Consider the following 26,950-nt stretch of genomic DNA (forward strand, 5'->3'; position numbering starts at 1 on the left):
GTCTCCCGACACCCGTTACCTATGTCCCCCGGCTGAACACGCAGCGCACCCTACCGTCAGCCGTTGAGCAGGCCATCCAGGCGCTGGCGAAGCGGCTCGATCTCGTCGTCCGTGAGGTTCAGCAGGAAGTCGTTTCTCAGCACCTCGACCAGTTCGGCCGCATCCTCGATCCGACGGCTTTCCACGCGGCCATCGCGGTGGCGCTTGTTGAAGGTGCCGTTGGCCAGGGTCAGGCGCCATTCGCCTTCGCTGCGAGCGGTCATCAGCATCTGCCGGAATACGCTGTTCGGGTGGGTGGAGGTGTACCAGTTGCGCGGAATGCAATCGACCCAGGCGTTCACCTCCGGTCCGAAGCGATAGCAGGCCGCCCAGCCGCTTTCCGTGCGGAAGTTTTCCAGCTGCACCTCACCGGTTCCATCCTCCTGCGGGCGCAGACGGTAGGGAAGGTCGTCGGGCATCTCACCCACCAGGGGCACGGCGCGCCAGGGCGTGGCGGAGCCGAAGCCGACGTCCGCCAGGTAGGGGCCTTCGGGCAGCAGCACACGCAGCATCAGGTGGGAAAGCATGGTCTGCGGCGCATCCAGCGGCAGGCCCCAGCGCACGCGGCCCCCCAGCAGTTCGAGCTGGTAGCCGAGGGCGAGCAGCAGGCGCGCAAAGAGGTTGTTCAGCTCGTAGCAGTACCCGCCGCGTTGGCGCTCCACCACCTTGGCGAATACCGCATCGGCATCGATGTGAACGGCGCGGTCGAGCAGGACATCGACGTTCTCGAAGGCCACCCGGCGCTGATGGGCGGCGATGAGGCGGTCGAGGCTGGCGAGGTCGGGCTGCTGCGGAGCGGGGATGTCCAGGTGACGCAGGTAGGACTCAGTCTGTTGCGGGTTCAGCGCGTACATGCACGAAGGCTCCATGACGATGACGCCTGGATGCTAGCAGATGACTTCCTGTTGACGATGAACGGTAGTTTGGTGTCGTTCTTAATAAACAGTGCATGTAAAAAATAAAAAACTGACGAGTCACAAGCTGACGTTACGACGCCTTTAAATTCAAGGCTTTGTGAGTCTGGCTGCTCTGCAATGAGGCACGCATCCTGTCGATTTTTTTGCTCATCGGCGCGGTAATTGTTTGACATATTTTACGTCTTTGGCAGACTGCGCCTCCGTGGTACCCGCCTGCCTCGCGCTGTATCGGGCCCTTCCGCGTCAATAACAAAAACTCCGTCAGTCGAACTCCGGACTCCCAGGTTTTTTCCGGCCTCGACGAGCGTGCCTCTGGAACAAGAACAAATGCTTATCTGGTTTGTTGCGATCTATCTGCTGATCACTGTCGCTGTCGGCTTCTACGCCTCCACTCGCGTCAAGAACTCCACGGACTTCGCTTCCGGCGGCCGGAGTATGTCTTTCCCCCTGGTCGTGGCGATGGTGTTCGCCACCTGGTTCGGCTCGGAAGCCGTGCTGGGCATTCCCGCGACCTTCCTCGAAGAAGGCTTCGCCGGGATCATCGAAGACCCCTTCGGCTCCTTCGGGTGCCTGATGCTGGTGGGCCTGGTATTCGCCCGTCCGCTCTATCGCCTCAACCTGCTCACCATCGGTGACTTCTTCCGCAAGCGCTTCGGCCCGAACGTGGAACTGCTCACCAGTCTGGTGATCATTGCGTCCTACCTCGGCTGGGTCGCTGCGCAGCTCACCGCGCTGGGCGTGGTCTTCAGCGTGCTGTCCGACGGCGCCCTGACCACCACCCAGGGCATGATGATCGGCACCTTCATCGTCCTGCTGCACACGCTGTTCGGCGGCATGTGGTCGGTGGCAATGACCGACTTCCTGCAGATGATCATCATCGTCGTCGGCCTGTTCTACCTGACCTGGCTGGTCGGTGACATGGCGGGCGGCCCTGCAGCCGTGATCAGCCAGGCCGCGAACGAAGGCAAGTTCGCCTTCATTCACGGTACGTCGGCCAAGGACATCGTCGCCTTCCTCGCTGCCGCAGTGACCATGATGTTTGGCTCCATCCCGCAACAGGACGTGTACGCCCGCGTGATGTCGGCCAAGAGCGAGAACATCGCTGCCCGCGCCTCCATGACCGGTGCCTGCTTCTACCTGTGCTTCTGCATGTTGCCGATCTTCCTCGCCTACTCGGCCAAGATGATCGACCCGGCGATGGTGCAGCATTGGCTGGCCGAGGATTCGCAGATGATCCTGCCGCGCCTGATCCTGGAACGCACCCCGCTGTTCGCCCAGATCATGTTCTTCGGCGCCATCCTCTCGGCGATCATGTCCACCGCCTCCGGCACCCTGCTGGCGCCGTCGGTGACCTTCACCGAGAACATCCTCAAGCGTTTCATCCCCGACATGACTGACCGCCAGGCCCTGCTGGCCATGCGTTGCAGCGTGCTGGCGATGACCTTCGCCACTGGCCTGTTCGCCCTGAACTCCAACTCCAGCATCTACGAGATGGTCGGCAACGCATACAAGGTGACCCTGGTCGCCGCCGCCGTGCCGCTGTTCGCTGGTCTGTTCTGGAAGCGCGCCACTACCCAGGGCGCACTGCTGGCCATCTTCGCCGGCCTCGGCTCCTGGGGGCTGCTGGAAATGACCTATCAGGAAACCGATTTCTGGCCGCCGCAATTGGCTGGCTTGCTGTTCAGCTGGATGGGCATGGTCGTGGGTTCGCTGCTGCCGCAACTGGTGCGCAGCCGGGCCGAGATCATCGGCGTGGCTCCCGCCAGCGCCTGATCGCTCCCGCGATGAAAAAGCCCCGCCAAGTGCGGGGCTTTTTCTTTGGGGGAATGCTGCTGAGGCTGATGGGTTTCGCTTCGCTCTACGCCATCCTACGGAGGAGGAGTCGTAGCTCGTTGAGGTAGGTTGTGGCTGAGCTACGCGAAGCCCAACGCAAAGGTCGCTTCCGAATGTTGGGCTTCGCTGCGCTCTGACGGAACGCCGCCCGCACCAACCTACGGGATACCGCGCCGAAGAGATCAGGCCACCAGTTCGACGAAGCCGCGCAGCACCGTGAGGCCGACGAACACGGCCATGGCAATCGAGCTGTTGCGGGGCACTTCGTCGCAGAGCTTGCGGTAGTTGATGGGGGTGATGAAGAGCTTCGGCCAGCAGGCGAAGGCGGCGCAGAGGGTGATCAGGGAAAGCAGCGCCAGGCTGGCGGAGAAGTCGAAGGATTCGTCGGAGAACAGGCAGCTGAAGGGGATGATGATGCCGAGGGCGATCCAGGCGCTGGAGACCAGTTTCTCACCGCGGGTGTGCGAGGAGGCTTGGGCGCTGTCGCTGGCCATCGGAACATTCCTTTTCTGACTGCAGGCTGGGACTGCCGCGCATTCTCCACCCGCCTTTTCCATGGCGCAAGACAGAAGGGCCCGACAATGTGCCGGGCCCCGCAATCATCAGAAGTGCACCTTGGCCAGCAGGCTGAAGGTGTTCTGGTCGGTGCCACCGAGGATGTCGTCGCCGAGGAAGCTGTTGTCGTCGATGGCGTACTTGTTCTTCCAGTAGTCGTACTCGACGCCGACGTAGAAGTGCTTCACCGCGCTCCAGCCCATGGCCTTGCCCAGGTCGTACTTGATCTGCGGGTTGAAGTGCAGGTTGGCGTGCAGGTCGTTTGGACGGTCGGAAGTGGCGTCCTTGTTGTTCCACACCCAGTCCATGAAGCCGTCGATCACGACGTCGGAATTACCCACCGGAATGGTGTAGGACCACACCGGGGTGACCTGCCACTGGCCGGACGGGTAGTTGGTGATGCCGTCGGGCTTGCGGTAGTAGAAGTTCAGCTGGAAGTAATCGAAGCCGGGGAGCTTGAGGTCGAAGCCCGGGCCGATCAGGTAGTTCTGGTTGCGGTTCTCGCCGCGCTCGTAGGTCGCCGCCAGCAGCACGTCGCTGATGGGGCCGAATTCCAGCTTCTGGTCGAAGATCTTGCCGAAGGACAGGCGCGGGGAAATCTCGCCGTAGTAGGTGTTCTTGCCGGCGTTGGCGTCTTCCTCGCCGTTGTAGTTGATCTGGTCGACGAAAATGAACAGGTCGCCGAAGGTCCAGCCGCTGGCGTGCTCGAAGGTGAAGGTCTGCTGGATTTCAGGGTTGATCTGGAAATCCTTGCCATAGAGGTAAGTCAGGCTGTTGTCCTGCCAGAGCAGGGGGCCGTCGGCCATGGCATTGCCGGCTGCCAGCAGGCCGCCAGCGAGCATCAGGGAAGAAAAGACGCGGTTCATCGGGTTTGGCTCCAGTGGTTTTTAGCTGTGTCTATCTGCGTAGAACTTGTCTGATTGGTCAGGTCTGCCGGCGAGCAAAAAGGGCGCCAGGATGCTCTGGGCAAACGACCGGGCGCGCGATTATCGGGCGATGGCGGGGTTTTTCAAGCGGTTGTGCGAAGTTCGCCAGGATTTCCCGACTGCTGGAAGCTGACCATGTGCACAACTATGGGGCGGTTTGGCAGGCATAGCGCCGCTGGTGGATGGAAAAGCGCCATCCACCCTACAGGGCCAGTCAGTGCGTAGGGTGGATAACGCTCTTTTTATCCACCATCGGTGCCGGGCCGAATATCCAATGCATCAGGATTCCTCAGGCCTGTCCGGCGGCAGAACAAAAAAATCCCCCAGCCGCATGGCGCGGCAGGGGGCAACTGGAGCTGAGCGATCAGCGTACGGAAATGGTGCCGGTGCGCACTCCGCCGAAGGTGGAGCGCACGGTAACGCTGGGGTTGGCCGCGGGAACGACGGCGGTGGAGTTATTCACCGACAACCTCCACTTCCCATTCGGCCCCGGCGCGGCGGTGCCCAGCGGGACGACGCCCTGGGCGCTGGCGACTTCAATGCGGATCTGGTTGCCCGCAGGCCGCGAGGTCGTGCCTTCGAAGTCCCAGGAGAAGCGGTTGTTGGAACCTGCCTTCACGTCAGCCTTTGTGATCGCCAGGGTGTCGGCGGCTGCGGCCGGGTTCACCGTCACGGTCACCGTTGCCTGGGGCGAGGTGGCACCAATGGAGTCCTGCGCCTGGTAGTTGAAGGTGACGGTGAAGGCGGTGGTCACCGTTGCCGGTGGGGTGTAGGTCACCGTGGTGCCGTTGGTGCTGGTCGTGCCGCGACCTGTGGGCGGCGCGGTCAGGTTCACCACCGTCATCGGGTTGGCTTCCGGGTCCGCGTCGTTGGCCAGCACGTTGATCGTCACCGGTGCGCCGGCGTTGGTGGTCGCGGTGTCGTTGGCAACCACCGGCGGCAGGTTCGGCCGCACGGTGAGCGTCACCAGGGCCGGGACGGAGAGAGCGCCGAGGTTGTCACGGATCTGGTAGGTGAAGGTCAGCGTCTGCGTCGTGGCGACCTGCGCCGGCGGATTGTAGATCACCGAGCCGTTGCCGCTCTGCACAAGGCCGCCGAGGGTGACGCTGCCAAAGTTGTCGATGATCAGCGGCAGGTTTCCGTCCGGGTCGCTGTCGTTGGCGGTCAGGGCCAAGGTCACCGGTACGCCGGCGGTGGTATTGGCGCTGTCCGGGTTGGCCACTGGCGGCTGGTTGGCCGGGACATTGGCCGGCCGTCCTTCGATGACCACGAACTCCGTGTCGCTGCCGCCGGCAGCCGATTTCACCGTGACCTTCGCCGGCGGCTGTTCGATGCCGGCGGCCACCAGGCGCTGGGTCGCGCCGCTGACCGGCAGCAGGCGGCCGAAGCCTTCGGCGACCATGGACGGGATTTCCACTTCGTCACTGGAGCGCGCTTCCACCGTCAGCGTCTTGTTCGGCCAGGAATAGCGGGCCTGGCTGATCTTGACGATATCGGTCAGCTGCTGGGTCTGCGTGGTGGCCGACGCGTTGGTGTCCGTGGCGGTGATCAGCACGAAGGGCGGCAGGCTGGCCGGTGCCAGGTCCTGGCCGAAGAACAGGCCGCTGCCATCGCCGGTCATCTCGAACTGGCAGGGTGACGGCGGGTCGCCCACCAGGTCGAGGCTTTCGCGGAAGCACAGCGTTGCGCTGGCGCTGGAGTTGGCGAACACCGAAATCCAGGTGCGTTGGGCGTCGCGGCTGTAGGTGGCGCGGTCGACGCCGACCTTGCTGGCGATGCCGCCGGTGAACAGCTTGCCGGACAGGTTGAACAGGCTGGTCTCGATGGACAAGCCATTGGGGCCTTCGATGCGGATGAAGTTGGTCCCGAAGGGGCTTCCCACCACCGGCTCGGCCAGGTTGGGGTCGCCGATAAAGGTTTCCACTTCATTGGTTTCCGGGTTGGTTTCGGTGTACAGCGGCCCGTCCCGATGAAGGAACGGACCGATATTGCCCGCCAGGGCGCCGCTGAAGTCGCCGGGCGCGCCGATGCCGATGTCGCGGGTCATGTTGATGGCGCGGCGGCCGGGCGCGGTGACGGTGAAAGTGTCCACGCCATAGGGATGGATGACCTTGTAGGTGCCGGCCACCGGAACCGTCACGCGGATGCGGATGCGCGCGAAGCTCTGTTGATCGCCCAGGCGCGGGACTTCGGCGGCGAAGGCCGCTTCTATGCCGGCCACGTAGGCATCCAGCTGCAGGCCATTGCCGGGATCGTCGATGCTGGCTTCGGCGAGCATCCAGAAGCTTTCATCCGGGAAGTTGCCGGGGAAGGCGACGGGCTTGGTGTCGTCGAAGATGCCGGGGGTCGGCAGCAGGGTGCACATGAAGTTGCCGGGCGCGCGCGAGCTGCGGGCCTTGGACAGACACAGCTCCAGGGCCGCGCCCTCGGTGTCCTGGTACCAGCGCGGGAAGTAGCCGCTGGCGGCGGTGAAGGGACCTGGGTCCACCGCCGCCAGTTGCGCCTCGGCAACGGGGGCGCCGATGAGCACACCCAGCAACAGGGTGAGTATTCCTGGCCATCTGAACATGACTGCCTCCGTTCACCCGCCTGCGGCAGGTGAGTGTTGTTCTCAGGGGAGAATCAGGACTTCTTCGGTATCGGAGCCGCCATTGGCCGAGTTCACGTGGACGGTCGCCGGTGGAATGAGGCCGGCCGGGAGATCCAGGTGTCCGGCGATCAACTGGCCCAGTCCCTCGGCGGTCAGCACCGGCTGGCCGGTCTGGTCGCTGGAGCTGGCGTCCACCGTCAGGCGGCCGGTGGCCAGGCTGTACTCGGCGCGGCTGATGGTCACCAGGTCCACCAGCGGGGCGGTCTTGGTGGTGGCGGTGCTGCTGGGAATGGCTGCGCTGTTGTCAGCGGTGAAGGACAGGTTGCCATTGGCCGTCGGGGTGGCCGCGGACTGGCCGTACCAGGCACCGGTGGCGCTGCCCAGCATGGCGCCGCTGGCGCCGGCGGTATCGGTGTAGCGCACGGTGGCCGGAGCGGGCGGGGCCAGGGTGAAGAAGTCCTGCTGGGTGGCTCCCCCCGTGCCGCCGGTGGAATAGGTGGCGCGCTCGACGATCAGCGGCGTCGGCAACGGTACCTGGGACAACTTGCCGGAAATGGCGAACTGCCGTGTTTCCGCGCGCAGGCCATTGGGGCCTTCGATGCGCACGAAGTTGGTCCCGTAGGGGCTGCCGGTGACTTCCTCCAGCACGTTCGGGTCGCCGATGAAGGACTCCGGCAGGCTGGTGACCGGATTGACCTCCACATAGGGCCCGTTCACCGAGCGCAGGAAGGGCCCGACGTCGCCTTTCAATGCACCGCTGAATTCGCCCGGCGTGGTGATGCCGATGTCGCGGGTCAGGTTGATGGCGCGAGTCCCGGGCGTATCCACATCGAACACTTCCACGCCATAGGGGTGAGTGATGGTGTAGGTACCGGCCACCGGCACCGTCACCCGGATGCGGACGCGCGCGAAGCTGATCTGCTCGCCTACCGCCGGCAGCTCGCCGCTGAAGGCGGCCTCCAGGGCGGACACGTACAGCAAGTCGATGCCGGTGGTGGCGTCGGTGATGGCGGCATCGCCAGTGAACCAGAACGCCTCGTCCGGGAAATTGGTGGGGAAGACGATCGGCTGGGTGTCGTCGAACACCCCCGGATTGGGCAGCAGGTTGCACATGAAGGAGCCGGGAACGCGGGTGCTCTGTGCCTTGGAGAGACAGAGGTCGAGGGCGCGGCCGTGGGTGTCCTGGTACCAGGCCGCGAAGAATCCGTTCGCCTCGGTGTAGGTGGTCTGGTCGACCGCGTAGAGACCGGCCTTGGCCGGGACGACCGTGAGTCCGAGCAATAGCGGGAGCGCGAGTTTCGGCAGTGCGTTGTGCATGGTGTTGCCCTTCCAGTCGATGAACTTCGCCGTTTGTCAGGCTCCGATGGGCAAGGGGCCCGTCGTTGACCGGAAGAGGGCGCAAACCCCATGCCAGAGCGGTTCCGGCGCTCTGGTTCGGGGTTGGTGTCTGAAACATCTTGAAATAAGTCGTGGGGAGGACTTCCCGGCTCTGGGGGCTGGTAACCCAGAAGTGGGTGAAAAGTGGGTGGGGAAATGGGGAATTTCCGTCCCTACCGTTCGGCGACCGCTGAACGGTAGGACCGCGAATTACGGGGCCTGCGCTATAACTACCCGCAGTCGGCGCAGGAGTTGCCGACCCGGCCGGAGGCCCCTTTTTACGCCCGCCTTGCGAGCGATCCGACGGTCAAACACGGGGAGGTTTCGATGAAGATGGCGCTGGTGAGCAAGCCCTTCAATCTGTTCCGCTGGTTTTCCCTGGTGAGCCTGGTGATCATCGTCGTGGTGGCCGTCCTGCTCGGCTCGGCGGCAACCCGCTTCCTGATGCGCGAGAGCATCGACCGCGATGCCATGCTCAGCGCCCAGTTCATCAAGTCCATCGCCGATGTCGAAGTCATCCACGGCAATTTCTCCCCCGGCCTGACCCTCGGTGAATTCCTCGACAAGCGCGTCGATGGCGCGCGCCTTGGCGTCTCCCACGAACAGCTGGTGAAATCCCACGAAGAGTTCTTCGACCACATCGTGCGCCTGCCCGATGTGCTGCTGGCCAATGTCTATGCGCCCGATGGCGTGGTGATCTGGTCGACCAATCCGAAGCTGGTGGGTGGCCATTCGCTGGAGCGCGCCAAGCTGAGCGAAGCGGTCAAAAGCCGCAACACGGTGACCACCGAGCATCACGGCCCCGATGCCTGCCCGGCCGAAGCCTATTTCATGCGCGTGCCGCACAGCCTCTATCTGGAAAGCTTCATCCCGCTGGTGGACAGCCGGGGCGAAGTGCTCTCGATCATCGAGATCTACAAGGAACCGGTGGACCTGATCGCCCGCATGAACCGCGGACTCGTGCTGCTCTGGATCGCCACGGCCGTGGGCGGCGCGGTCATCTACCTCAGCCTGTTCTGGTTCGTGCGCCATGCCTCGCGTCTGGTGGACGACCAGCAGCGGCAACTGGTGGAGAACGAAACCCTGGCCCTGCTCGGCGAGATGTCCACCGCCGTCGCCCATAGCCTGCGCAACCCGCTGGCGTCCATCCGCTCCAGCGCCGAGCTGGCGCTCGAAGTGGACCCGGGGCCGTTGCACAAGAACCTGGGCGACATCATCACCCAGGTCGACCGCATGTCGAAGTGGGTGCGCGAGCTGCTGCTGTCAGCGCGTCCGCTGGCCGGCGACCAGGAACCGGTGGACCTCACCAATGCCCTGGAAGAAACCCTCGCCGCCTACGAACCGCAGATCCGCCATGCCGGCATCGAGGTCGACTGGCAGACCCGCCACGCACCCAAGGTGGTCAGCCACCCGGTACTCCTGCAACAACTGCTGGGCAGTGTCCTTTCCAACGCCATCGAGGCCATGCCGCGCGGCGGTCGACTGGCCATCTGCCTGGAGCCGGATACGCAGCGCCGGTTGCTGACCCTGACCGTCAGCGACACCGGCAGCGGCATGTCGCCGGCCATGCTGGAGATGGCCTTCAAACCGTTCCATACCACCAAGCGTGGCGGGCTGGGCGTCGGCCTGGTGCTGGTGCGCAAGATCGTCGAGCGCTTTGGTGGCGCAGTCAGCATCGATAGCCGGGAAAATTCCGGTACCAACGTGCACCTGACCTTCAGGGCCACGGCAGGGGGATAACAACAAATGGGCAATAGCATTCTGATTGTCGAAGACGACGAAATCCTGGCCGACAACTTCTGCACTTACCTGCAACGGCGCCAGTTCGACGTCATGGTCTGCAGCTCGGCCGAAGAGGCCCTGCCGATCATCGAGGCGCAGCACCCGGACCTGGTCCTCACCGACTACTGCCTGCCCGGCATGAGCGGTTGCGACCTGATCAGTCGGGCCCGCGCGATGGACGAGCAGCTCAAGGTCATCATGATCACCGGCCACGGCAACGTGCAGGGCGCGGTGGAAGCCATGAAGGCCGGCGCCACCGACTACCTGACCAAGCCGGTGGCGCTCGCCGAGTTGAAGCTGGTGGTGGACAAGGTGCTGGAGGCGCGGCGACAGGAGCAGCGCCTGTCCTTTTACCAGCAACGTGAAGCCCAGGACTCCGGGCTCGCCGGGCTGATAGGCGACTCCGAACCCGTGCGCGCCATGAAAGACATGGTCCGCCAGGTACTCGGCGCCGAGGAACGCATGGCCGGGGAAGACCTGCCGGTGGTGCTGATCGAAGGCGAGACCGGGACCGGCAAGGAACTGGTGGCTCGCGCGCTGCATTTCGATGGTGCACGCAGCAAGGGCCCCTTCGTCGAATTCAACTGCGCCTCGATTCCCTCGCACCTGCTGGAGGCCGAACTGTTCGGCCACGAGAAGGGCGCCTTCACCGACGCCAAGGACCGCCGCGTGGGCCTGGTGGAAGCGGCTGATGGCGGCACCCTGTTCCTCGACGAGGTAGGCGAGATCGACCTGCTGCTCCAGGCCAAGCTGCTCAAGTTGCTGGAAGACCGCACCATTCGTCGCCTGGGTTCGGTGCGCGAGCGCAAGGTCAACCTGCGCATCATCAGCGCCACCAACTGCAATCTCGAGCAGATGGTCCAGGAGGGCAAGTTCCGCCGCGACCTGTTCTTCCGCCTGCGCATCATCACCATCAAGGTGCCGCCGCTGCGCGCCCGTGGTGAAGATGTCCTGACCCTGGCCGAGCATTTCGTCGCCCAGCATGGCAAGCGCTACGGCAAGCCGGGGCTGCGTTTCAGTGCGGAAGCCCGGGCTGTGCTCAAGGGCTACAGCTGGCCGGGGAACGTGCGCGAGCTGCGTAACATGCTGGAGCAGACGGTATTGCTGGCGCCGGGCAACCTCATCGGACCGGACCAGCTCACCATCTGCCGCGGCCTGCTGGCCGGGGTTGGCGTCACCGAATCGGCTCCTCCGCAGATGGTCGGCGGTCCGCTGGGGCTGGACGACGAGAACATGAGCCTGTCCGATGCCGAGCGCGACCTGGTGGTGAAGGTCCTGGGCAAGACCGACTGGAACATCTCCAAATCCGCCCGCATGCTCGGCCTCACCCGCGACATGCTGCGCTACCGGATCGACAAGCTTGGCCTGGAACGGCCCGACCGGCAGCAACATTGAAATGGCCCCGATCCAGGGGAATCCCCCGGCCAACGTAGGGGGTTATGGGGATGGTGAAACTTTTCCGCCGATCTAGACTCTAGGAATCATCGACCCGGGCGGGTCGATGCAGCCTTGGCTCGGAATGTGCAGGGATGCAATCAGCGGTCAGCCTGGCCGTCGTCCGATCTCCTGACAGGGGAGCAGCCGCAGTGACGAAGAAAGTACTGATAGTCGACGATGAAGAAATCCTTGCCGCGAATTTCCAGACCTACCTGGAAATGCTCGGTTGCGAAGTGCGCACTGCCGCCAACGGTGCCATCGCCCTGGAGGTCGTGGTGAACTTCAAGCCCGACCTGCTTGTGCTCGACTATCGTTTGCCCGACATGACCGGTTTCGAGGTCTTCGATGCCATGCGCACCCTGCACAGCTGCGAAGCGGTGCTGATGACCGCGCATCCCAGCATCGAAGTGTGCAACCGCGCCATCGAGCGCAAGATCGACATCATCCTCCTCAAGCCATTCCCCCTGCATGAACTGGGCAACGTGGTGCTCCACGGCCTACCGACTGCCGCCCTGCGCGATCAGGAATCGCCGGCCGAGCAACCCGTCCAGGTGGACCGCCGTCGCGGTGGCGAGGTGAACTTCCCGCTGAAGCTGTATGACGGCGCCTGGGTGCTCTCCGACCGCCGCCGCCCCGCCGCAAGCTCCGAAGAGCCCCTGAAGCAGATCAAGAAAGGCACATAAAGTCCCCTCAGATTCAGGCCGCTGCCTGCCCTCAGGATTGCTTGTGCCTCACCCGCGCGAGTCACCCCTCTCCTCTTCAGGGAGAGGGGCTGGGGGAGAGGGTTGCTTCAGGCTGGCACCGAGGCCAGACAGAAACAAAAAGCGCAGGCACTGACCTGCGCTTTTTCGTTTTCGGCCTACCAGCGCGCTGCTGAGGCGCCCACTACAACCACTTCGGCACGTCGACCCGCGAGTAACTGCGAAGCTTGTCGATAAGCGCATGGGCATCGGCATCCACCGAAATCGAATGACGATGCGCTGCTGGCAGGAACCGCGTGTCGACCATGTGATCGATGAACGTCAGGAAGGCCGTGAAGAAGCCGTCGGCATTCAGCAGCCCCACCGGTTTGTCGATTTCCGCGAGCTGGTTCATGGTCCAGACCTCCATCAGCTCCTCGATCGTGCCGATGCCGCCGGGCAGGGCGATGAACGCATCGGCCAGCTCGACCATGCGTTCCTTGCGGCTGGGCAATGTACGGGCGATTTCCTGCCGGGTCAGGCCAGCGTGTGACTGTCCACGCTGGTGCAGGCTTTCGGTGATCACGCCATGGACGCTGCCACCGGCTGCCAGCGCGGCATCGGCCACCACCCCCATCAGGCCCTTGGTGGTGCCGCCGTAGACCAGGTCGATTCCAGCGCTTCCCAGTGCCTGGCCGAGTGCCCGGGCCGCTTCAGCGAACGCTTCCGACGCGCCATGGTTCGACCCGCAAAATACGGCGATGGTCCTGATTGCACGTTCACTCATGCGACACGACTCCCCTCGGAAGCAGGTAGGTGGAAAGAGGAAAAATACGCCTGCAGCGCACGGTCCGATTCTATGAATTTCATGGATCATCCCGTAGAACCATGAATACACTTCAGGACTGAGCCATGAGGGCGGTCCGCGCCGATTTGCCGGAGCCATCGCGCAGGGTCACTATGGCCCACCTGTTCTGGCTCAACTTGCAGGGCGTACCCGTCCATGACCGCCGTAAACCCTCCCAGCATCGCGCCGTTGGACCCAGCGGCGGGCGATCCCTTCTACCGGCAGATCTACGACCGCTTCCGCGCCGCCATTGCCAGCGGCGCGTTGAAGCCGGGCGACCGCATTCCCTCGGCCCGGGCGCTGACCCGGGAATTGGGGCTGGCCAGGGGGACCATCGACGCCGCGTATGCCCTGCTGGCGGCTGAAGGGTACATCCAGGCCCGTGGTCAGGCGGGGACCATCGTGACGCCGGACCTCAAGCCCCGGGTGCCGGTTGCAAGCCCGCCGTTGCCGACCGTTGGCGACACTGCCGTGCCGAGTTTCCGACCGGACTCGATCCTGCCGTTCCAGATGGGCTTGCCCGCCCTCGATGAGTTTCCCAGGAAGATCTGGGCACGCCTGGGCGCGCGTTGCCTGCGTGCCATGCAGCCGGTGGACATGGTCCATCCGCCCGTTTACGGCTTGCCGGCCTTGCGTGCCGAGATCGCCGCCTACCTCCAGGTCGCTCGTGGCATCAACTGCTCTCCCGCCCAGGTGTTCGTGACATCGGGCTTTCGCCACACCATTGCCTTGATCGCCCATGCGCTGTTGAAGGCCGGCGACCGCGTGTGGGTCGAAGCCCCCGGCTATCCACCGACGCGCGAGCTCCTCGCGCAGATGAAGATCGCCGCCGTACCTGTGCCGGTGGATCGGGACGGTATGCGGGTGGCCGAAGCAATCCGGGCTGTGCCAAGGGCGCGCGCGGCCGTGGTCACGCCAGGGCACCAGAGCCCGACCTGCGTGTCGCTGTCCCTGCCACGACGCCTGGCGCTACTGGATTGGGCGGGACGCAATGACGCCTGGATCATCGAGGACGATTACGACGGCGAGTACCGCTATGTCAGCCGTCCCCTGCCGTCGCTGAAAAGCCTGGACCGGGATGGACGCGTGCTCTATGCCGGCACCTTCAGCAAGGTGCTTCTGCCTAGTCTTCGCCTGGCCTACCTAGTGGTGCCGGAAAGCCAGGTCGAGCGTTTCGAGCAGGTCATCCAGATCGTTGCCGGGGGCAGCCCCGAGCTGATGCAAGCCGTGGTGACCGCCTTCATTCGGGAAGGGCACTTCGCGCGGCATATCCAGCGCATGCGCAGGCTGTACGCCGAGCGGCGGGAGGTCACCGCAGCAGGCCTGGAAAACGTGCTGGGGAAACGGGTGCGAATCGATGAGCAGCCGGGAGGGATGCATCTGATCCTGCGGCTGCAGGGCCAGCAGTCGGACCGGCACCTGGTTGCGGCCATGCGCAAAGACGGACTTTACGCAGAAGCCCTGAGCGACTGGATGAGCGACGGCGAGGAAGCCTCGACCCTGCTGCTGGGATTCACCAACGTCGATTCCCAGGCCACGGCCGAGCGGCTCGGCAAGCGCATCCTGAACTTGATGGAGTGATCATGGCCTAGCACTCAAGCCGGATCATGGATCTTCTTGGGTAGGCCAAGATGCTAGACGATGAAGTCCTTGATCAATCAGCTCGAGGATTCACCATGACTCATCGCATCGACTACGCCACCGTCGCTCCCGAAGGTTACAAGGCCTTCGGCAACGTCTACGCCACCTTGCAGAACGGCAGCGTGCCAAAGGCACTCGTCGACCTTGCCTACCTTCGGGTTTCGCAAATCAACGGCTGCGCCTTCTGCATCGACATGCACTCCCGCGACCTGCTCAAGTCTGGCCTTGCGGTCGACAAACTGGTGCTGGTGCCGGTGTGGCGCGAGGCCGGAGCGGTGTTCAGCACCCGCGAACGCGCCGCGCTCGCCTGGGCAGAATCCGTAACCCGCGTCGCGGAGTCCGGGGTTTCTGATGCGGACTATGCCGCCGCTACCAACGAGTTCAGCGAGAAGGAGCTGGCCGACCTCACCTATGCCATCGGCCTGATGAACGCCTTCAACCGCTTCGGTGTCGCCTTCCGCTCGACGCCTGCGGCTGCCAAGGCCTGATCACCCACTGCGCCGGCCACGGGTCGGCGCCCCTTCCATCACGCAACGGATGTGGCAGTCATGGCATGGGTACTACTGGGCCTCGCCGGCCTTCTGGAAATCGCCTTCGCGTTCGGCATGAAGTGGTCCGAAGGGTTCACCCGATTGACGCCTGCGCTGTTCACGGTCGCCACCGGTGTGTCGAGCGTCGTGCTGCTTTCATTCTCCCTCCGCAGTTTGCCGGTGGGCACCGGCTATGCGGTCTGGACCGGTATCGGCGCTGCGGGTACGGCGGCGCTGGGGATGATCGTGCTGGGCGACTCCGCCGCTCCGCTTCGGGTCTTCTGCATTGTCCTGATCCTCGCCGGCGTCATCGGGCTCAAGCTGCTCTCGAGTAACTGAGGAGCATCTGGCGGGTTGGGCGCGCTCATCACTGAATGCTCGATGCCAGCTCGAAGATCGGGATGTACATCAGGATCACGATCACCCCGATGATCAGCCCGATGAACGTCATCAGCAGCGGCTCGAACAAGCGCACGAACCATTCGATCCAGCGGCCTGTTTCCTCGTCATGGAAATCGGCCGTGCGCTCCATCATCTCGCCAAGGTTGCCGGACTGTTCGCCGGCCCTGAGCATGCGCAGCGACACCGGGGTCGACAGCCCATGTTCTTCCAGCGCACGCGACAACGCCTGGCCTTCGCGAATGCGCGCGGCGGCCTGGTCCAGACGTGGTCGCGACGCGGCGCCGAGCAGGCCACGGACCATCTCGATGGCGGTGAGGATGGGAATTCCGCCCTGCAGCAGGATGCCCAGGGAGCGATAGAAACGCGCCAGCTCATAGACCTGGATGCGCTCGCGGATTGCCGGCAATCGTTCTATCTGGCGGCCGATGGCGCTGCGCACATTCTCCTGGCGCAGCAGCAGCACCAGTGTCACCAGGGCCAGTGCGGCGCCACCGAACACCTCCGCCTGATGCGAGTGGAGGAACAGGCCGCTGTGCAGCAGGACCCGGGACAGCCAGGGCAGGTTCGAACCCAGGCCTTCGAACACCAGGCTGAAGCGCGGCACCACGTAGCCCACCAGGAACAACAGTACGCTGCAGCCGACCATGAACAGCAGCACCGGGTAGACCGAAGCACTGATGATCTTCTGCCGCACTTCATCCATCCGCGTGCGATAGGCCACGTAGCGCCCCAGGGCATCACCCACTGCGCCGGTCTTCTCGCTGGACTGCACCAGCGCCACGTAGAGCGCGGGGAACACCGAGGGGAACTGCGCCAGCGCCTGGGACAGCGACTTGCCCTCATAGAGCAGCCGTACCAGGGCACCCAGCACCTTGCGCGCCTGCGGGTCGGCCTCCTTCTCCGCCAGGCTCTCCAGCGCATCGATCAGCGCCAGGCCGGCATTCAGCAATGTGGTCAGCTCCTGGCTGAACAGGAGCAGCGGGAATACCTCGCGCCGCCGCCAGCTCCGTGGTGACCAGCCGCGCTCGGCCTGTAGGGTCAGCACCCGCAATCCCTGGGATTCGGCCTGGCGACGGGCGTCGTCATCGCTAACCGCCTCCAGCGTCAGGGCGACCACCCCGGCCTGGCCACGCACCGCCTTCACCTGGAAGCGCATGGCGGTCACTGCCAACTGGTGACTTCGGCGTTCTCGCCGTCGCCGCCAGGCTGGCCATCCTTGCCCAGGGTGAGCAGGTCGAAATCGCCGTTCTCACCGGGCGCGCGATAGACATAGGCGCGGCCCCAGGGATCCTGCGGCACTTCCTTCTGCAGATAAGGACCACCCCAGCGCGGCTCGTCGGACGGTGCGCTCACCAGCGCTGTCAGACCCTGCTCGGTGCTGGGGTAGTGGCCCACTTCCAGGCGGTAGATATCCAGCGCCTTCACCAGCCCCTCGATCTGCGCGCGGGCCACCTTGGTTTCGGATTTGCCGAGTTGATTGAAATACTTTGGCGCCACAATGCCGGCCAACAGGCCGAGCACCACCAGCACCACGAGGAGTTCGAGAAGGGTGAAACCCTGTTCGGGTCGACGAAGCATCTTCATGGGAGCCTCCGCTGCAGGTCAGTGCGAAGGGCTATGCAAGAGGTGTGCACGACGAGCGGGCGAGGGGGGGCGACACATCACCAGTTGGATCTTCCGGCACGTGCTTTGCTGACGGTACAGCACCCAGCAACCCAAAGGGCATCGGCCCTCACAGGGGAGAACAACGATGAAAGTGCCCGCCCTGGTGCTGCTCAGCATCCTTGCGACCATCGCTGACGAAGCCCGCTCCGACATCTATCAGGTGGTCTCCGCCAACGGCAGCATCACCCTCACCAACATCCACCGGACGGACCGCAAACTGGTCCGCGTGGCTCGCGAAAGACCCGCGTTGGCGAAGGCTCCGAGCCAGGTCAAGCCGATTCGCAAAGGCGTTGCCAAGGCCCCGCGCTACGCCCTGATCGTCGCCCAGGCGGCCTTCGACTACGACCTGCCCGCTGAGCTGCTGCACGCGGTGATCAAGACCGAATCCAACTACGATCCTTTCGCCCTCTCGCCCAAGGGCGCGGCCGGCCTGATGCAGCTGATGCCCGATACCGCGAAGGATCTCGGCGTGCAGGACGTGTTCGACCCGGCCGCCAACGTGCGCGGCGGCGCACGCTACCTGAAGCGCCTGCTGAAGATGTTCGACAACGACCTTTCCCTCACCCTGGCCGCCTACAACGCGGGTCCCGGCACCGTGCTCGCCCATGGCAGCGCCATTCCCCCCTACCCGGAAACCCAGCGTTACGTACCCAGCGTCCTGGGTCACTACCAACGCCTCCAGGCCGACGCAAAACGACCCCGCTAGTGGGGAATTTCCCCAGATGCGGGGGCGTTTTTCTGCGAATCCTGTGGGAGCGAATTTATTCGCGAATGAATTCGCTCCCACAGGAGTTGCATTCGGGCCAGGGATTCTTCTGTGGGGGCGACTTCAGTCGCTAGACCAGTGGCTGGATCGATTCTGCCTGGTGGACGAAAAAAGCGTCGTCCACCCTACAGGTTCGCGCCGGTTGCAAACGCATTTCTGCAAGGAATGTAGGGTGGATAACGCTCTTCTTATCCACCGTCGGCTGCCTGGCCGAGCACCCTGTGGGAGCGAATTCATTCGCGATTGAAATCGCTCCCACCACCCCTCCGTCCAACCCCGGTCAAAACCGGGGAATTGGGTGGGAATCGGGTGGGGGAAATACTGGCACTTCCCCCATTAGCCATTCCAACCGTCTGATTTAAAAAGCTTTGTGCTGATGGCACAGGCATTGCTCGGTCAGTCCTGCCCTCTATTGGCATCCGTGCACCTGATACCGAGGTCAGCCAAATGAAACGGACGAATCCTTCGCGCAGTGCAAAAAACATTTTCGATGGTGCCCCGAGGGCATCTCTTTACCTGGGCGGCGCCCTTCTATTGTTGGGCGCGCTCTTTCCCACCGAGGAGGCGCGGGCGGCCGTGCAGTGCACGCGCAATTTGGTGGCCAATGTCGTGGCCCTGGACCAGCCGCTGATGTTCAACCGCCTCGGCGCGCAGAACATCAACGGCATGATGTTCGCCCTGCGCCGCGACGTGGTGGACAAGAATGAAGTGCCGCTCACCCAGGGCGGCGCGGCGGTGCCCGGTGAAGTGGCGCTGCGTCCCGACAAGCGTCCGCGTCCGCTGGTGCTGCGGGTAGCCGCGGGCGATTGCCTGACCATCAACCTGCAGAACCTGCTGGCCTACCAGGCCAACCCCCGGAACCCGGACGACCCGCTGTTCAAGAAGGACGAGCAGGTTGCCGACCGCCATGTCGGCTTCCAGGTCAACGGCATGCAGGCGGTCAATGACATTGGCGACATCGCCACCAACGCCGGGCGTAATCAGAACAACCTGATCCCGCCGGGCGGCAGCCGCTCCTACACTCTGTACGCCGAACGCGAAGGTGCGTTCGCCGCCAGCAGCTACGGCGCCACCTTCGGGGGTGAAGGCACCGGCGGCAATACCGCCAACGGCCTGTTCGCCCAGGTGGTCGTGCTGCCCAAGCTCTCGCGCACTTACCGCAACGTGGTCACCGAAGAAGAGATGCGTCTGGCTACCACCGGACGTACCCCGGCCGGCCAGCCGATCATCGACTACGAAAAACGTTATCCACAAACCTCGCCCTGGAACGAGGAAGGCAAGGCCGGCCTGCCGGTGATCGCCATGATGTACAACGGCGAGATCATCTCCAGCGACACCGATGCCGTGGTCATGGGCCCCAACCCCGATGGCACCTTCCCGCAGAACACCTACCCGCTGGAAAGCTACGGCAAGCGCAACCCGGCACTGCCCAATCGCCTGGAACCCTTCCGCGATTTCTCCTCCGTGTTCCATGACGAGAACGCCGTGGCCCAAGCCTTCCCCGGCTACTGGAATGACCCGGTGTTCGGCCATGTGCTGGAGCCGACCCGCGACTCCTTCATGATCAACTACGGTGCCGGTGGCATCGGTGCCGAAGTGGTGGCCAACCGCCTGGGCGTGGGTCCGATGCATGACTGCCTGTCCTGCGCCTACGAAGAGTTCTTCCTCAGCGCCCACGTCGTCGGCGATGCCGCCATGCAAGTGGATGTGCCGGCCAACGTCGGCCTCGAAGCCATCCTCCCCGGCCAGGTCCCTCCGGAAGGCACTACCGGCGTAAAAGCCACGATGGCGCTGTTCCCGGCCGAGCCGTCCAACGTCGCTCACAGCTACATCGGCGATGCCGTGCGCATCCGCAACACCCACAACGGCTATGAGCAGCATGTGTTCCACCTGCACGGCCACCAGTGGCTGTTCAACCCCAATGACGACAACTCCGACTACATAGACGCGCAAGGCATCGGGCCGGGCTCGGGCTACACCTACGAGATCGCCAACGGCGGCTCCGGCAACCGCAACCGCACCTCGGGCGATGCCATCTACCACTGCCACTTCTATCCGCACTTCGCCCAGGGCATGTGGGCCATGTGGCGCATCCACGACGTGTTCGAGGAAGGCACCCGCCTGGCGGTATCCGAAGAAGGCGACGGTGGCTATCACAAGAAAGCCTTCGAGCTGCGCAGCGGCCTGCCTGCACAAGGCGCCCGCGCCCTGCCGGACGGCGAGATCGTCGCCGGTACACCGATTCCCGCCATCATCCCGCTGCCGGGCAAGGCCATGCCGCCCATGCCGGGCAAGGTCACCGTGGTCGCCAAGTACGGCGAAGAGCTGGTGGCCGCGAACGACGACGACGAGCACGAAGAAGGCGATGACGATTCCAGCCACGAACCCGAGCGCAAGGCCGTGGGTTCGGTGGCCCTGGTGGATCGAGGCTGGGCCAACCGCAATGCCGACGGCACCCTGAAGAACCCGGGCTTCCCGTTCTGGATCGGCGGCATCGAGAGCACCGTCGGCCAACGCCCCAGCACACCGCCGCTGGACATGCTCGACGCCGCTAAGGCCGAGAGCCTGCGTGATTCGGGCAAGGCCCTGTGGGCGAACATCGACCCGGCGCAGGCCGGTGGTTGGGACGGCGGTCTACCGCGTCACACCCTCGACGGTGTGTCCGCCGGCGGCGAGGCGGAAGTGGTCACCAGTGCCCTGGACTTCTCCAAGGTGGTCCATCGCGCCAAGGCCGTGTTCTTGCCGGAAGAGGGCACCGACGTCGAACAGTCGGTCATGGCCTTCCATGCCAAACCCAGCCATGCGAGCTTCGCCGTGTCGCCGACCGGCGCCGTGCAGGCCAAGGACTTCCGTACCAACGGCGCCCTGCCGGTGGGCGGCGCGCCGTACTACGAACCGTGCATGGACGACACCGGCAAGCGCCTGACCCAGGCCTCCGCCCTCGGTCGCTACAACAGCGGCGACACCATCAATGGCCAGTCCTTCACCGGCAGTTCGGCCTACACCGCCGACCGCCCGCGCGTCTACAAGGGCGCCAACATCCAGTTCGACGCCGTGTTCAACAAGGTCGGCTATCACTTCCCGCAGACCCGCATCCTCGCGCTCTGGGAAGACGCCTGGCCGGTGATCAACAAGCAGCAGCCGCCGGAACCGCTGGTGATGCGGATGAACACCTTCGACTGCACCATGTACCAGCACACCAACCTGATCCCCTCGGTGTATGAACTGGACGACTACCAGGTGCGCACGCCCACCGACATCATCGGCCAGCACATCCACCTGCCGAAGTGGGACCTGACCGCCTCCGACGGCTCGGCCAATGGCTGGAACTACGAGGACGGCACGCTCTCGCCGGCCGCCGTTGTGGAGCGCATCCACGCCATCCGCGAATACAACCACTGCGTCGAGGCCGACCCGCGCGACGGCACCCAGGAATGCCCGGTGGCCAAGGAGCACCCCTACTTCGGCCAGTTCGGACGCGCCGACTGGCTGGGTGCCCGCACCACCCTGCAGCGCTGGTTCGCCGACCCGCTGATCAACACCTACAACGTCGACCGTGGCCTGGGGAACATCTTCACCCACGACCACTTCGGCCCGTCCACCCATCAGCAACTCGGCCTCTACGCCACCGTGCTCACCGAACCCGCCGGCTCCAGCTGGTACCACGGTGAAACCGGCCAGCCGCTTTACAGTGGGCGCCCGGACGGCGGCCCGACCTCCTGGCAGGCGGTGATCGCCACCGGCGACCTGGACGGCGACGGCAAGAACGACAGCTTCCGCGAGTTCTTCATGGAGTACAGCGACTTCCAGCATGCCTACGAGGCGGGCGTCTACGTTGGCGCCGGTCCTGACGGCGTTCCGGATGCCGGTGCCTATCCGACCTCCATGGACAGCTTCCGCTACGCCATCAACCCGCCTGTGCGCCAGTCCGGCCCGAATCTCTTCGAGTCGGTGCGCGAGGCCGCTGGCGGCCAGGTCCTGGGCTGCCCGAGCCGTCCCTGCCCGCAGGCGATCTCGGTGGATGATCCCGGCATGTTCGTCGTGAACTACCGCAACGAACCAGTGGGCCTGCGCATCTACGACCCCTACAAGGTGGCCCCGGACGGCAAACCCGGCATGCAGGCCGACGGCCTGGCGGGTGATCTCGCCTATGCCCTGCAGACCCGTACCGACCGCGCCATCCCGGCGCTGAACCTGGCGCCCAGCGCCATCAGCTCGGCCACCGGCCCCACCGGTGCCAGCACCGAGTTCCCGCCACACATCAACGCCGGCGGCGACCTGCCCGGTGACCCCTTCACCCCGTTGCTGCGGGCCTACTCCGGCGACAACGTGCGCCTGCGGATGCACGCCGGCGGCCACGAGGAAGAGCACAACGTCACCCTGCACGGCGTGAAGTGGCTGTACTCCGGCACCGGCTTCGGCAACAGCGGCAACTCGGGCTGGAAGGCCTCGCAGATGGTGGGCATCTCCGAGCAATTCGGCTTCGTCGCCCCGGTGACCATGATGTCCGGCAACACCACCTATGAAGCCGCCGACTACCTGTACAACATGGACGCCTCCATCGAGGGTTACTGGAATGGCATCTGGGGCGTGATGCGCAACTACACCCAACCGCGCGCCGACCTGTTCGCCCTGCCGAACAACCCGCGCCCGGTATCGTCGCGCAACACCACTCAGTTCGACGGCGTGTGCCCGCGCACCAGCCCCAACCCGAACGGCATCGGTACCCGTACCACGGTGCAGCGCAACTACGAGATCGTCGCGGCGCTCGCCAACGACATCCTCGGCAATCCTCTGGGCCTGACCATCGGCGACCCGGCCGGGGCGGGTATGCATGCCGGCGGCCCGCTGAATCCGCAGGGTGGCACCCTGGTGTACAACTCGCGGCCAATGACCATTCCGCAGGCCACTGTCATCGACGAGGAAGACGGCGAGGTGTTCACCATCGGCGGCCAGGCCGGCCCGCTGCATGACCCGACCGCCATCCTCTATGTGCGCAAGGCCGACCTGGACCCGCTCACCGGCAAGCTGAAACCCGGAGTGCCCATCGAGCCGCTGGTACTGCGCGCCGCCGCTGGCGATTGCGTGAACATCACCCTGGAAAACCGCCTGCCGCAGGTAATGCCGGACCTGCCGACCTACGCGGTGATGCAGGGCCTGGTCAAACGCGACCGCAACAGCGCGCAGGGCCCAACCACCTTCAACAACAACATGATGCGGCCCTCCAGCCATGTCGGCCTGCACACCCAGTTGCTGGCCTACGACATCACCAAGTCGGATGGCTTCAACGTCGGCATCAACCCGGTGCAGACCGTGGAACCGCGTGCCGCCGCTGGGGGTGCCTGGCCGTCGAAGAGCTACAAGTTCTACGTCGGCCACCTGGAGCGTGAAGGCAAGCCGGTGACCCAGCTCGGCCGCAGCGTCGACAACATCACTGCGACCCCCATCGAGTTCGGCGGCTTCAACCTGCTGCCGGCCGATCCGGTCAAGCAGGGCCAGAAAGGCCTCGCCGGTGCGATGAGCATCGCGCCCCAGGGCGCCACCTGGGTCGAGGACGCCAACATGCGCGCCGCCGCCACCGTGACCCCGTTGTCCGGCACGCCGTACCGCGACTTCTCGCTGGTGCTGCACAAGTCGCTGAACATGCGCTGGGCCAACGGCCGACCGGTGGAAAACATGGCCTCCGAAGGTTTCGGCGTCCCCGCCGATCCCAAAGACAACTCCGGCATGGCCGTGAACTACAAGAGCGAGCCGCTGTGGTACCGCTTCGGCAAGGCGCCGGACGCACCCTTCGGCCACGCCCAGGGCCACGGCTGGGGCGACGTGCCCAATGCGCACATGGCGTACAACAACGAGCTGGTGGGAGGCGACCCGCTGACCCCGATCATGAAGGTCAAGCCCGGTCAGCCGTTCCGTACCCACGTGACCATGCCCTCGGGCGGTAGCCGTGGCATGACCTTCCAGCTCGATGGCCATGTCTGGGCGTTCAACCCCTACCTGTCCGAGAAGCTGGATGTCTGGGGCTATCCGCAGAAGAACGCCGGCATCGGTTCGCTGCGCTTCGGCATCAACCCGGCGGCGCTATACATCGGGGCCCAGGAAAGCGTGTTGCCGGCCGCGCACTTCAGCCTATCGATCCCCAGCGCCGGTGGCGCCAACGCGGTGCCGGGGGACTACCTGTACCGGGACTACGCCGCCTTCGGCAACGTCGGTGGGGTCTGGGGCCTGCTGCGGGTGACCAACGAGCAGTAGGGGGCAGGATGGCGTTGAGCGCGGCGACACCCCGATGATGGGTATCGCTTCGCTCAACACCATCCTACGAGTCTGTCTGCGTAGGATGGGTTGAGGTACGAAACCCATCATCGGAGCCCACCTGAACACTGAAATCGCAGGCCAGAAATGTCCTGCGATTTTCTTTTCCGGGGAGGCAGGACTGCGTCCTGCCTGGCGATTGAAATCGCCCCTACAGGACGGTGCCCAGACTGAACGCCGGCACGGACAGCCCCCTCTCCCTCTGGGGTGAAGAGGCACGCTTCTGGAAGCACCGCTTCCTGTGCCGATGAACGCTTGAGCGCGCAGCGATCAGGCCGGGGCGCAGAGCGGGGTTGGGGTGAGGGCAGCCTCCGGTTGGCACGGTGCATTGCCATTTCGCGAATGAATTCGCTCCTACAGGGCAGGACTGCGTCCTGCCTGGCGATTGAAATCGCCCCTACAGGACTGTGCCCAGACTGAACGCGGGCACGGACAGCCCCCTCTCCCTCTGGGGTGAAGAGGCACGCTTTCGGAAGCACCGCTTCCGGTGCCGATGAACGACTGAGCGCGAAGCGATCAGGCTGGGGCGCAGAGCGGGGGCCGGGGGTGAGGGCTGCATCAGGCCGGCTCAGACTTGCCAGTTAGCATTCCCCAAAAGAGGGGGAAATGGGTGGGGAATATTCCGGGGGTCACCCTTGCCCAGTTCGCAACCCATTGAATCCATAGCCCTTCCCCGGCTGGCACAGGCATTGCTCCTGCATCAGGGCGAGGTCCAGACGAGAGGAAGGACGCCAGATGAAAGCCCTGCACAACGCTTCCAGCCTGCTGCTGCTCACCGGTCTGCTGGCCGCCCAGTTGCCTGCCGCCGAAGCACCGGCCGGCGTTTCCCAGCGCCTGGTGCGCGATGGTGTCGCCATCGAGTTCGAGGCCCGGCCGCTGGGCAGTGATGGCGTGCTGACCGAGGGCATGTTCGCCGACGTCCGCCTGCGCATCACCGATGCCACCACCGGCCAGCCGCTGGCCGGGCAGGTGCCGGGGGCCTGGCTCGACCAGGCGTTGCCGGAAGGCCAGGCCGACCAGTGCAAGGTGCGCATCGGCACCTACCTCAAGGGCGTGCTCAGTGCCCGTCCGCTGGTGGACCTGAACAGCTACTACCTGGTGGTGATGAACAAGGATTCCGCCCTCACCGTGATCGATCCGGTGACCTCGGTGGGAGGCATCACCAGCACTCTGACCCGCGTCCCGCTGAAACGTCCGCCCATGGATTGGGCCGCCAGCGCCGACGACCGCCTGCTCTACGTGTCCATGCCCAGCGCGGGTGAGGTGGCGGTGGTGGATACCACCGAGTTCAAGGTGCTGAGCAGCCTCCCGGCCGGCCCCGAGCCGGTGCGCGTGGCCCTGCAACCGGACGGCCGCTACCTGTGGGTCGGCAACAATGCCCAGCGTGGGGAAGAGGGCGGCGTGACCGTGATCGATACCCAGGCGCGCAAGACCGTGGCGACCCTGGCCACCGGCGGCGGCCACCACGAAATCGCCTTCAGCGGCGACTCGCGCTTTGCCTTCGTCAGCAGTCGCGATGCCGGCCGGGTAACCGTGGTGGATGTCGCCAGCCTGAAGAAGGTGCAGGACATCGAGACCGGACCGAGCCCGCTGTCGATGGCTGTCTCGAAGCTCTCCGGTGCGCTCTACGTGAGCGACGGCAAGGCCGGCACCATCACCGTGATCGATGCCCGCAGCCTCAAGGTGCGCAAGGTCATCGATGCCGGCCATGGCCTGGGGCCGCTGCGCTTTACCCCGGACGGCCGCTTCGGCCTGGCGCTGAACAGCCTGAATGACCAGGTGCTGGTGCTGGATGCCGGCAGTGACGAAATCGTCCAGCGCGCCGAAATCACCGCCGAGCCTTACCAACTGGTGTTCACCCGCAACTACGCCTATGTGCGCGGCCTGGCGTCGCCGAAGGTGACCATGATCAACCTGGAGTCCCTGGGCAAAGGCAAGCAGATCATCGTCCAGTCCTTCGAGGCCGGTCCCGCCGCGCCCAAGCTGGCCGGCGACCTGCCGCTGGCCGACGGCCTCAGCCAGGCTCGCGACGAAGGCGCCGTGTTCGTGGTCAACCCGGTGGACAACACCACCTACTTCTACATGGAGGGCATGAACGCCCCCATGACCGGCTACCTCAACCGGGGCCATACCTCGCGCGCCGCACGGGTTATCGACCGCAGCATGCGCGAAGTCGAGCCGGGCCTGTTCAGCAGCCGCATCAAGCTGCCGGCACCGGGCAAGTTCGACCTGGCGGTGATGCTCAACCAGCCGAAGATCGCCCACTGCTTCAGCGCGGAGGTACAAGCCAACAAGGCCATGGCCGCCCAGCGCAACAAACCGCGCGTGGAATTCCTCATCGACCAGCCGCTGGTGGCTGCGGGCGCCACCACCCAGTTGCGCTTCCGCATCCTCCAGGGCGGCGCGGAGGAGCCGAAGACCGGCATCACCGACCTGCGTGTGCGCTACTTCCAGGCGCCGGCCTCGCGCCCCTACGAGGTGGCAGCGGTGGAGGTGGGCAAGGGTATCTATGAAGCGCCGATCGAACTGAAGCAGGTCGGCGCGTACTACCTGCACGTGGGCTCGGCCTCCCTGGGCATGCCCTTCGGCTCGCAACCCTATGCCAGCCTGCGCGCCGTCCCGGCCCAGGCGCGGACCAACCCGTAAGGAGC

At 64.8% G+C, this 26,950-nt stretch carries 18 protein-coding genes; 10 read left to right on the forward strand and 8 right to left on the reverse strand.

All coding sequences use genetic code 11. From position 1 onward, the window contains the following. Window positions 1–56: 56 nt before the first annotated feature. Window positions 57–893 (reverse strand): arylamine N-acetyltransferase family protein, encoded by an 837-nt coding sequence (locus tag MnOB_RS25405; protein WP_077527315.1) that lies wholly within the window; start codon window positions 891–893, stop codon window positions 57–59. Between the two features lie 390 nt (window positions 894–1,283). On the opposite strand from MnOB_RS25405, the gene MnOB_RS25410 reads away from it, so the two are divergent. Beyond that, window positions 1,284–2,729 (forward strand): high affinity choline transporter 1, encoded by a 1,446-nt coding sequence (locus tag MnOB_RS25410; protein WP_077527316.1) that lies wholly within the window; start codon window positions 1,284–1,286, stop codon window positions 2,727–2,729. A gap of 242 nt (window positions 2,730–2,971) precedes the next feature. Here the strand turns inward: MnOB_RS25410 and MnOB_RS25415 are convergent, their stop codons facing one another. The 4 genes from MnOB_RS25415 to MnOB_RS25430 form a co-directional block, all read right to left on the reverse strand. Next, window positions 2,972–3,283 (reverse strand): hypothetical protein, encoded by a 312-nt coding sequence (locus MnOB_RS25415; protein ID WP_077527317.1) that lies wholly within the window; start codon window positions 3,281–3,283, stop codon window positions 2,972–2,974. Window positions 3,284–3,391: 108 nt separating this feature from the next. Continuing rightward, window positions 3,392–4,210 (reverse strand): outer membrane protein OmpK, encoded by an 819-nt coding sequence (locus MnOB_RS25420; RefSeq protein WP_077527318.1) that lies wholly within the window; start codon window positions 4,208–4,210, stop codon window positions 3,392–3,394. 424 nt (window positions 4,211–4,634) lie between these two features. Then, window positions 4,635–6,839, reverse strand: a complete 2,205-nt coding sequence (locus MnOB_RS25425) for an Ig-like domain-containing protein (RefSeq protein ID WP_077527319.1) — start codon at window positions 6,837–6,839, stop codon at window positions 4,635–4,637. A 42-nt stretch (window positions 6,840–6,881) separates the two neighbouring features. Continuing rightward, on the reverse strand, window positions 6,882–8,177 hold the full coding sequence (locus MnOB_RS25430; RefSeq protein ID WP_077527320.1) for a hypothetical protein: 1,296 nt from the start codon (window positions 8,175–8,177) through the stop codon (window positions 6,882–6,884). Between the two features lie 387 nt (window positions 8,178–8,564). Here MnOB_RS25430 and MnOB_RS25435 point away from each other — a divergent pair, with 387 nt between their 5' ends. The 3 genes from MnOB_RS25435 to MnOB_RS25445 all read left to right on the forward strand — a co-directional run bounded on the left by MnOB_RS25435 (window position 8,565) and on the right by MnOB_RS25445 (window position 12,139). After that, complete coding sequence (locus MnOB_RS25435; RefSeq protein ID WP_077527321.1) at window positions 8,565–9,977, forward strand: sensor histidine kinase; 1,413 nt, start codon at window positions 8,565–8,567, stop codon at window positions 9,975–9,977. Window positions 9,978–9,983: 6 nt separating this feature from the next. Next, on the forward strand, window positions 9,984–11,414 hold the full coding sequence (locus tag MnOB_RS25440) for a sigma-54-dependent transcriptional regulator (RefSeq protein WP_077527322.1): 1,431 nt from the start codon (window positions 9,984–9,986) through the stop codon (window positions 11,412–11,414). A gap of 191 nt (window positions 11,415–11,605) precedes the next feature. After that, window positions 11,606–12,139: a response regulator gene (locus MnOB_RS25445; protein ID WP_077527323.1), complete on the forward strand. Its 534-nt coding sequence runs from the start codon at window positions 11,606–11,608 to the stop codon at window positions 12,137–12,139. A gap of 202 nt (window positions 12,140–12,341) precedes the next feature. Here MnOB_RS25445 and MnOB_RS25450 read toward each other — a convergent pair whose 3' ends face one another. Further along, window positions 12,342–12,923, reverse strand: a complete 582-nt coding sequence (locus MnOB_RS25450; RefSeq protein ID WP_077527324.1) for an LOG family protein — start codon at window positions 12,921–12,923, stop codon at window positions 12,342–12,344. Window positions 12,924–13,139: 216 nt separating this feature from the next. On the opposite strand from MnOB_RS25450, the gene pdxR reads away from it, so the two are divergent. From pdxR to MnOB_RS25465, 3 genes are all read left to right on the forward strand, one after another. Beyond that, window positions 13,140–14,564 carry a MocR-like pyridoxine biosynthesis transcription factor PdxR gene (gene pdxR, locus MnOB_RS25455; RefSeq protein WP_077527325.1) on the forward strand — a complete coding sequence of 475 codons (1,425 nt, stop codon included), beginning with the start codon at window positions 13,140–13,142 and terminating at the stop codon, window positions 14,562–14,564. A gap of 95 nt (window positions 14,565–14,659) precedes the next feature. After that, window positions 14,660–15,112 (forward strand): carboxymuconolactone decarboxylase family protein, encoded by a 453-nt coding sequence (locus MnOB_RS25460; RefSeq protein WP_077527326.1) that lies wholly within the window; start codon window positions 14,660–14,662, stop codon window positions 15,110–15,112. A 60-nt stretch (window positions 15,113–15,172) separates the two neighbouring features. Continuing rightward, window positions 15,173–15,493, forward strand: coding sequence for a DMT family transporter (locus tag MnOB_RS25465; RefSeq protein ID WP_077527327.1), 321 nt, complete (start codon window positions 15,173–15,175; stop codon window positions 15,491–15,493). A 28-nt stretch (window positions 15,494–15,521) separates the two neighbouring features. On the opposite strand, the gene MnOB_RS25470 is transcribed toward MnOB_RS25465, so the two are convergent. Beyond that, complete coding sequence (locus MnOB_RS25470) at window positions 15,522–16,712, reverse strand: type II secretion system F family protein (protein WP_077527369.1); 1,191 nt, start codon at window positions 16,710–16,712, stop codon at window positions 15,522–15,524. 5 nt (window positions 16,713–16,717) lie between these two features. After that, window positions 16,718–17,140 (reverse strand): type II secretion system major pseudopilin GspG, encoded by a 423-nt coding sequence (gene gspG / locus MnOB_RS25475; protein WP_077527328.1) that lies wholly within the window; start codon window positions 17,138–17,140, stop codon window positions 16,718–16,720. Window positions 17,141–17,306: 166 nt separating this feature from the next. Here gspG and MnOB_RS25480 point away from each other — a divergent pair, with 166 nt between their 5' ends. The 3 genes from MnOB_RS25480 (at window position 17,307) to MnOB_RS25490 (ending at window position 26,945) form a co-directional block, all read left to right on the forward strand. Further along, window positions 17,307–17,927 carry a lytic transglycosylase domain-containing protein gene (locus MnOB_RS25480; protein ID WP_077527329.1) on the forward strand — a complete coding sequence of 207 codons (621 nt, stop codon included), beginning with the start codon at window positions 17,307–17,309 and terminating at the stop codon, window positions 17,925–17,927. A gap of 507 nt (window positions 17,928–18,434) precedes the next feature. Further along, on the forward strand, window positions 18,435–24,239 hold the full coding sequence (mnxG, locus tag MnOB_RS25485) for a manganese-oxidizing multicopper oxidase MnxG (protein ID WP_371580353.1): 5,805 nt from the start codon (window positions 18,435–18,437) through the stop codon (window positions 24,237–24,239). A gap of 795 nt (window positions 24,240–25,034) precedes the next feature. Continuing rightward, window positions 25,035–26,945, forward strand: a complete 1,911-nt coding sequence (locus MnOB_RS25490) for a YncE family protein (RefSeq protein WP_077527330.1) — start codon at window positions 25,035–25,037, stop codon at window positions 26,943–26,945. Window positions 26,946–26,950 lie beyond the last annotated feature (5 nt).

This window comes from Metapseudomonas resinovorans, assembly GCF_002003485.1.
GTDB classification, from domain to species: Bacteria; Pseudomonadota; Gammaproteobacteria; order Pseudomonadales; family Pseudomonadaceae; genus Metapseudomonas; species Metapseudomonas resinovorans_D.

Bases quoted from the DNA above. Each gene is read 5' to 3' on its own strand.
- MnOB_RS25440 (WP_077527322.1), top strand. From the start codon at position 9,984: ATGGGCAATAGCATTCTGATTGTCGAAGACGACGAAATCCTGGCCGAC.
- MnOB_RS25480 (WP_077527329.1), top strand. From the start codon at position 17,307: ATGAAAGTGCCCGCCCTGGTGCTGCTCAGCATCCTTGCGACCATCGCT.
- MnOB_RS25490 (WP_077527330.1), top strand. From the start codon at position 25,035: ATGAAAGCCCTGCACAACGCTTCCAGCCTGCTGCTGCTCACCGGTCTG.
- MnOB_RS25430 (WP_077527320.1), bottom strand. From the start codon at position 8,177: ATGCACAACGCACTGCCGAAACTCGCGCTCCCGCTATTGCTCGGACTC.
- gspG (WP_077527328.1), bottom strand. From the start codon at position 17,140: ATGAAGATGCTTCGTCGACCCGAACAGGGTTTCACCCTTCTCGAACTC.
- mnxG (WP_371580353.1), top strand. From the start codon at position 18,435: ATGAAACGGACGAATCCTTCGCGCAGTGCAAAAAACATTTTCGATGGT.
- MnOB_RS25405 (WP_077527315.1), bottom strand. From the start codon at position 893: ATGTACGCGCTGAACCCGCAACAGACTGAGTCCTACCTGCGTCACCTG.
- MnOB_RS25410 (WP_077527316.1), top strand. From the start codon at position 1,284: ATGCTTATCTGGTTTGTTGCGATCTATCTGCTGATCACTGTCGCTGTC.
- MnOB_RS25465 (WP_077527327.1), top strand. From the start codon at position 15,173: ATGGCATGGGTACTACTGGGCCTCGCCGGCCTTCTGGAAATCGCCTTC.
- MnOB_RS25460 (WP_077527326.1), top strand. From the start codon at position 14,660: ATGACTCATCGCATCGACTACGCCACCGTCGCTCCCGAAGGTTACAAG.
- pdxR (WP_077527325.1), top strand. From the start codon at position 13,140: ATGACCGCCGTAAACCCTCCCAGCATCGCGCCGTTGGACCCAGCGGCG.
- MnOB_RS25450 (WP_077527324.1), bottom strand. From the start codon at position 12,923: ATGAGTGAACGTGCAATCAGGACCATCGCCGTATTTTGCGGGTCGAAC.
- MnOB_RS25420 (WP_077527318.1), bottom strand. From the start codon at position 4,210: ATGAACCGCGTCTTTTCTTCCCTGATGCTCGCTGGCGGCCTGCTGGCA.
- MnOB_RS25415 (WP_077527317.1), bottom strand. From the start codon at position 3,283: ATGGCCAGCGACAGCGCCCAAGCCTCCTCGCACACCCGCGGTGAGAAA.
- MnOB_RS25435 (WP_077527321.1), top strand. From the start codon at position 8,565: ATGAAGATGGCGCTGGTGAGCAAGCCCTTCAATCTGTTCCGCTGGTTT.
- MnOB_RS25470 (WP_077527369.1), bottom strand. From the start codon at position 16,712: ATGCGCTTCCAGGTGAAGGCGGTGCGTGGCCAGGCCGGGGTGGTCGCC.
- MnOB_RS25425 (WP_077527319.1), bottom strand. From the start codon at position 6,839: ATGTTCAGATGGCCAGGAATACTCACCCTGTTGCTGGGTGTGCTCATC.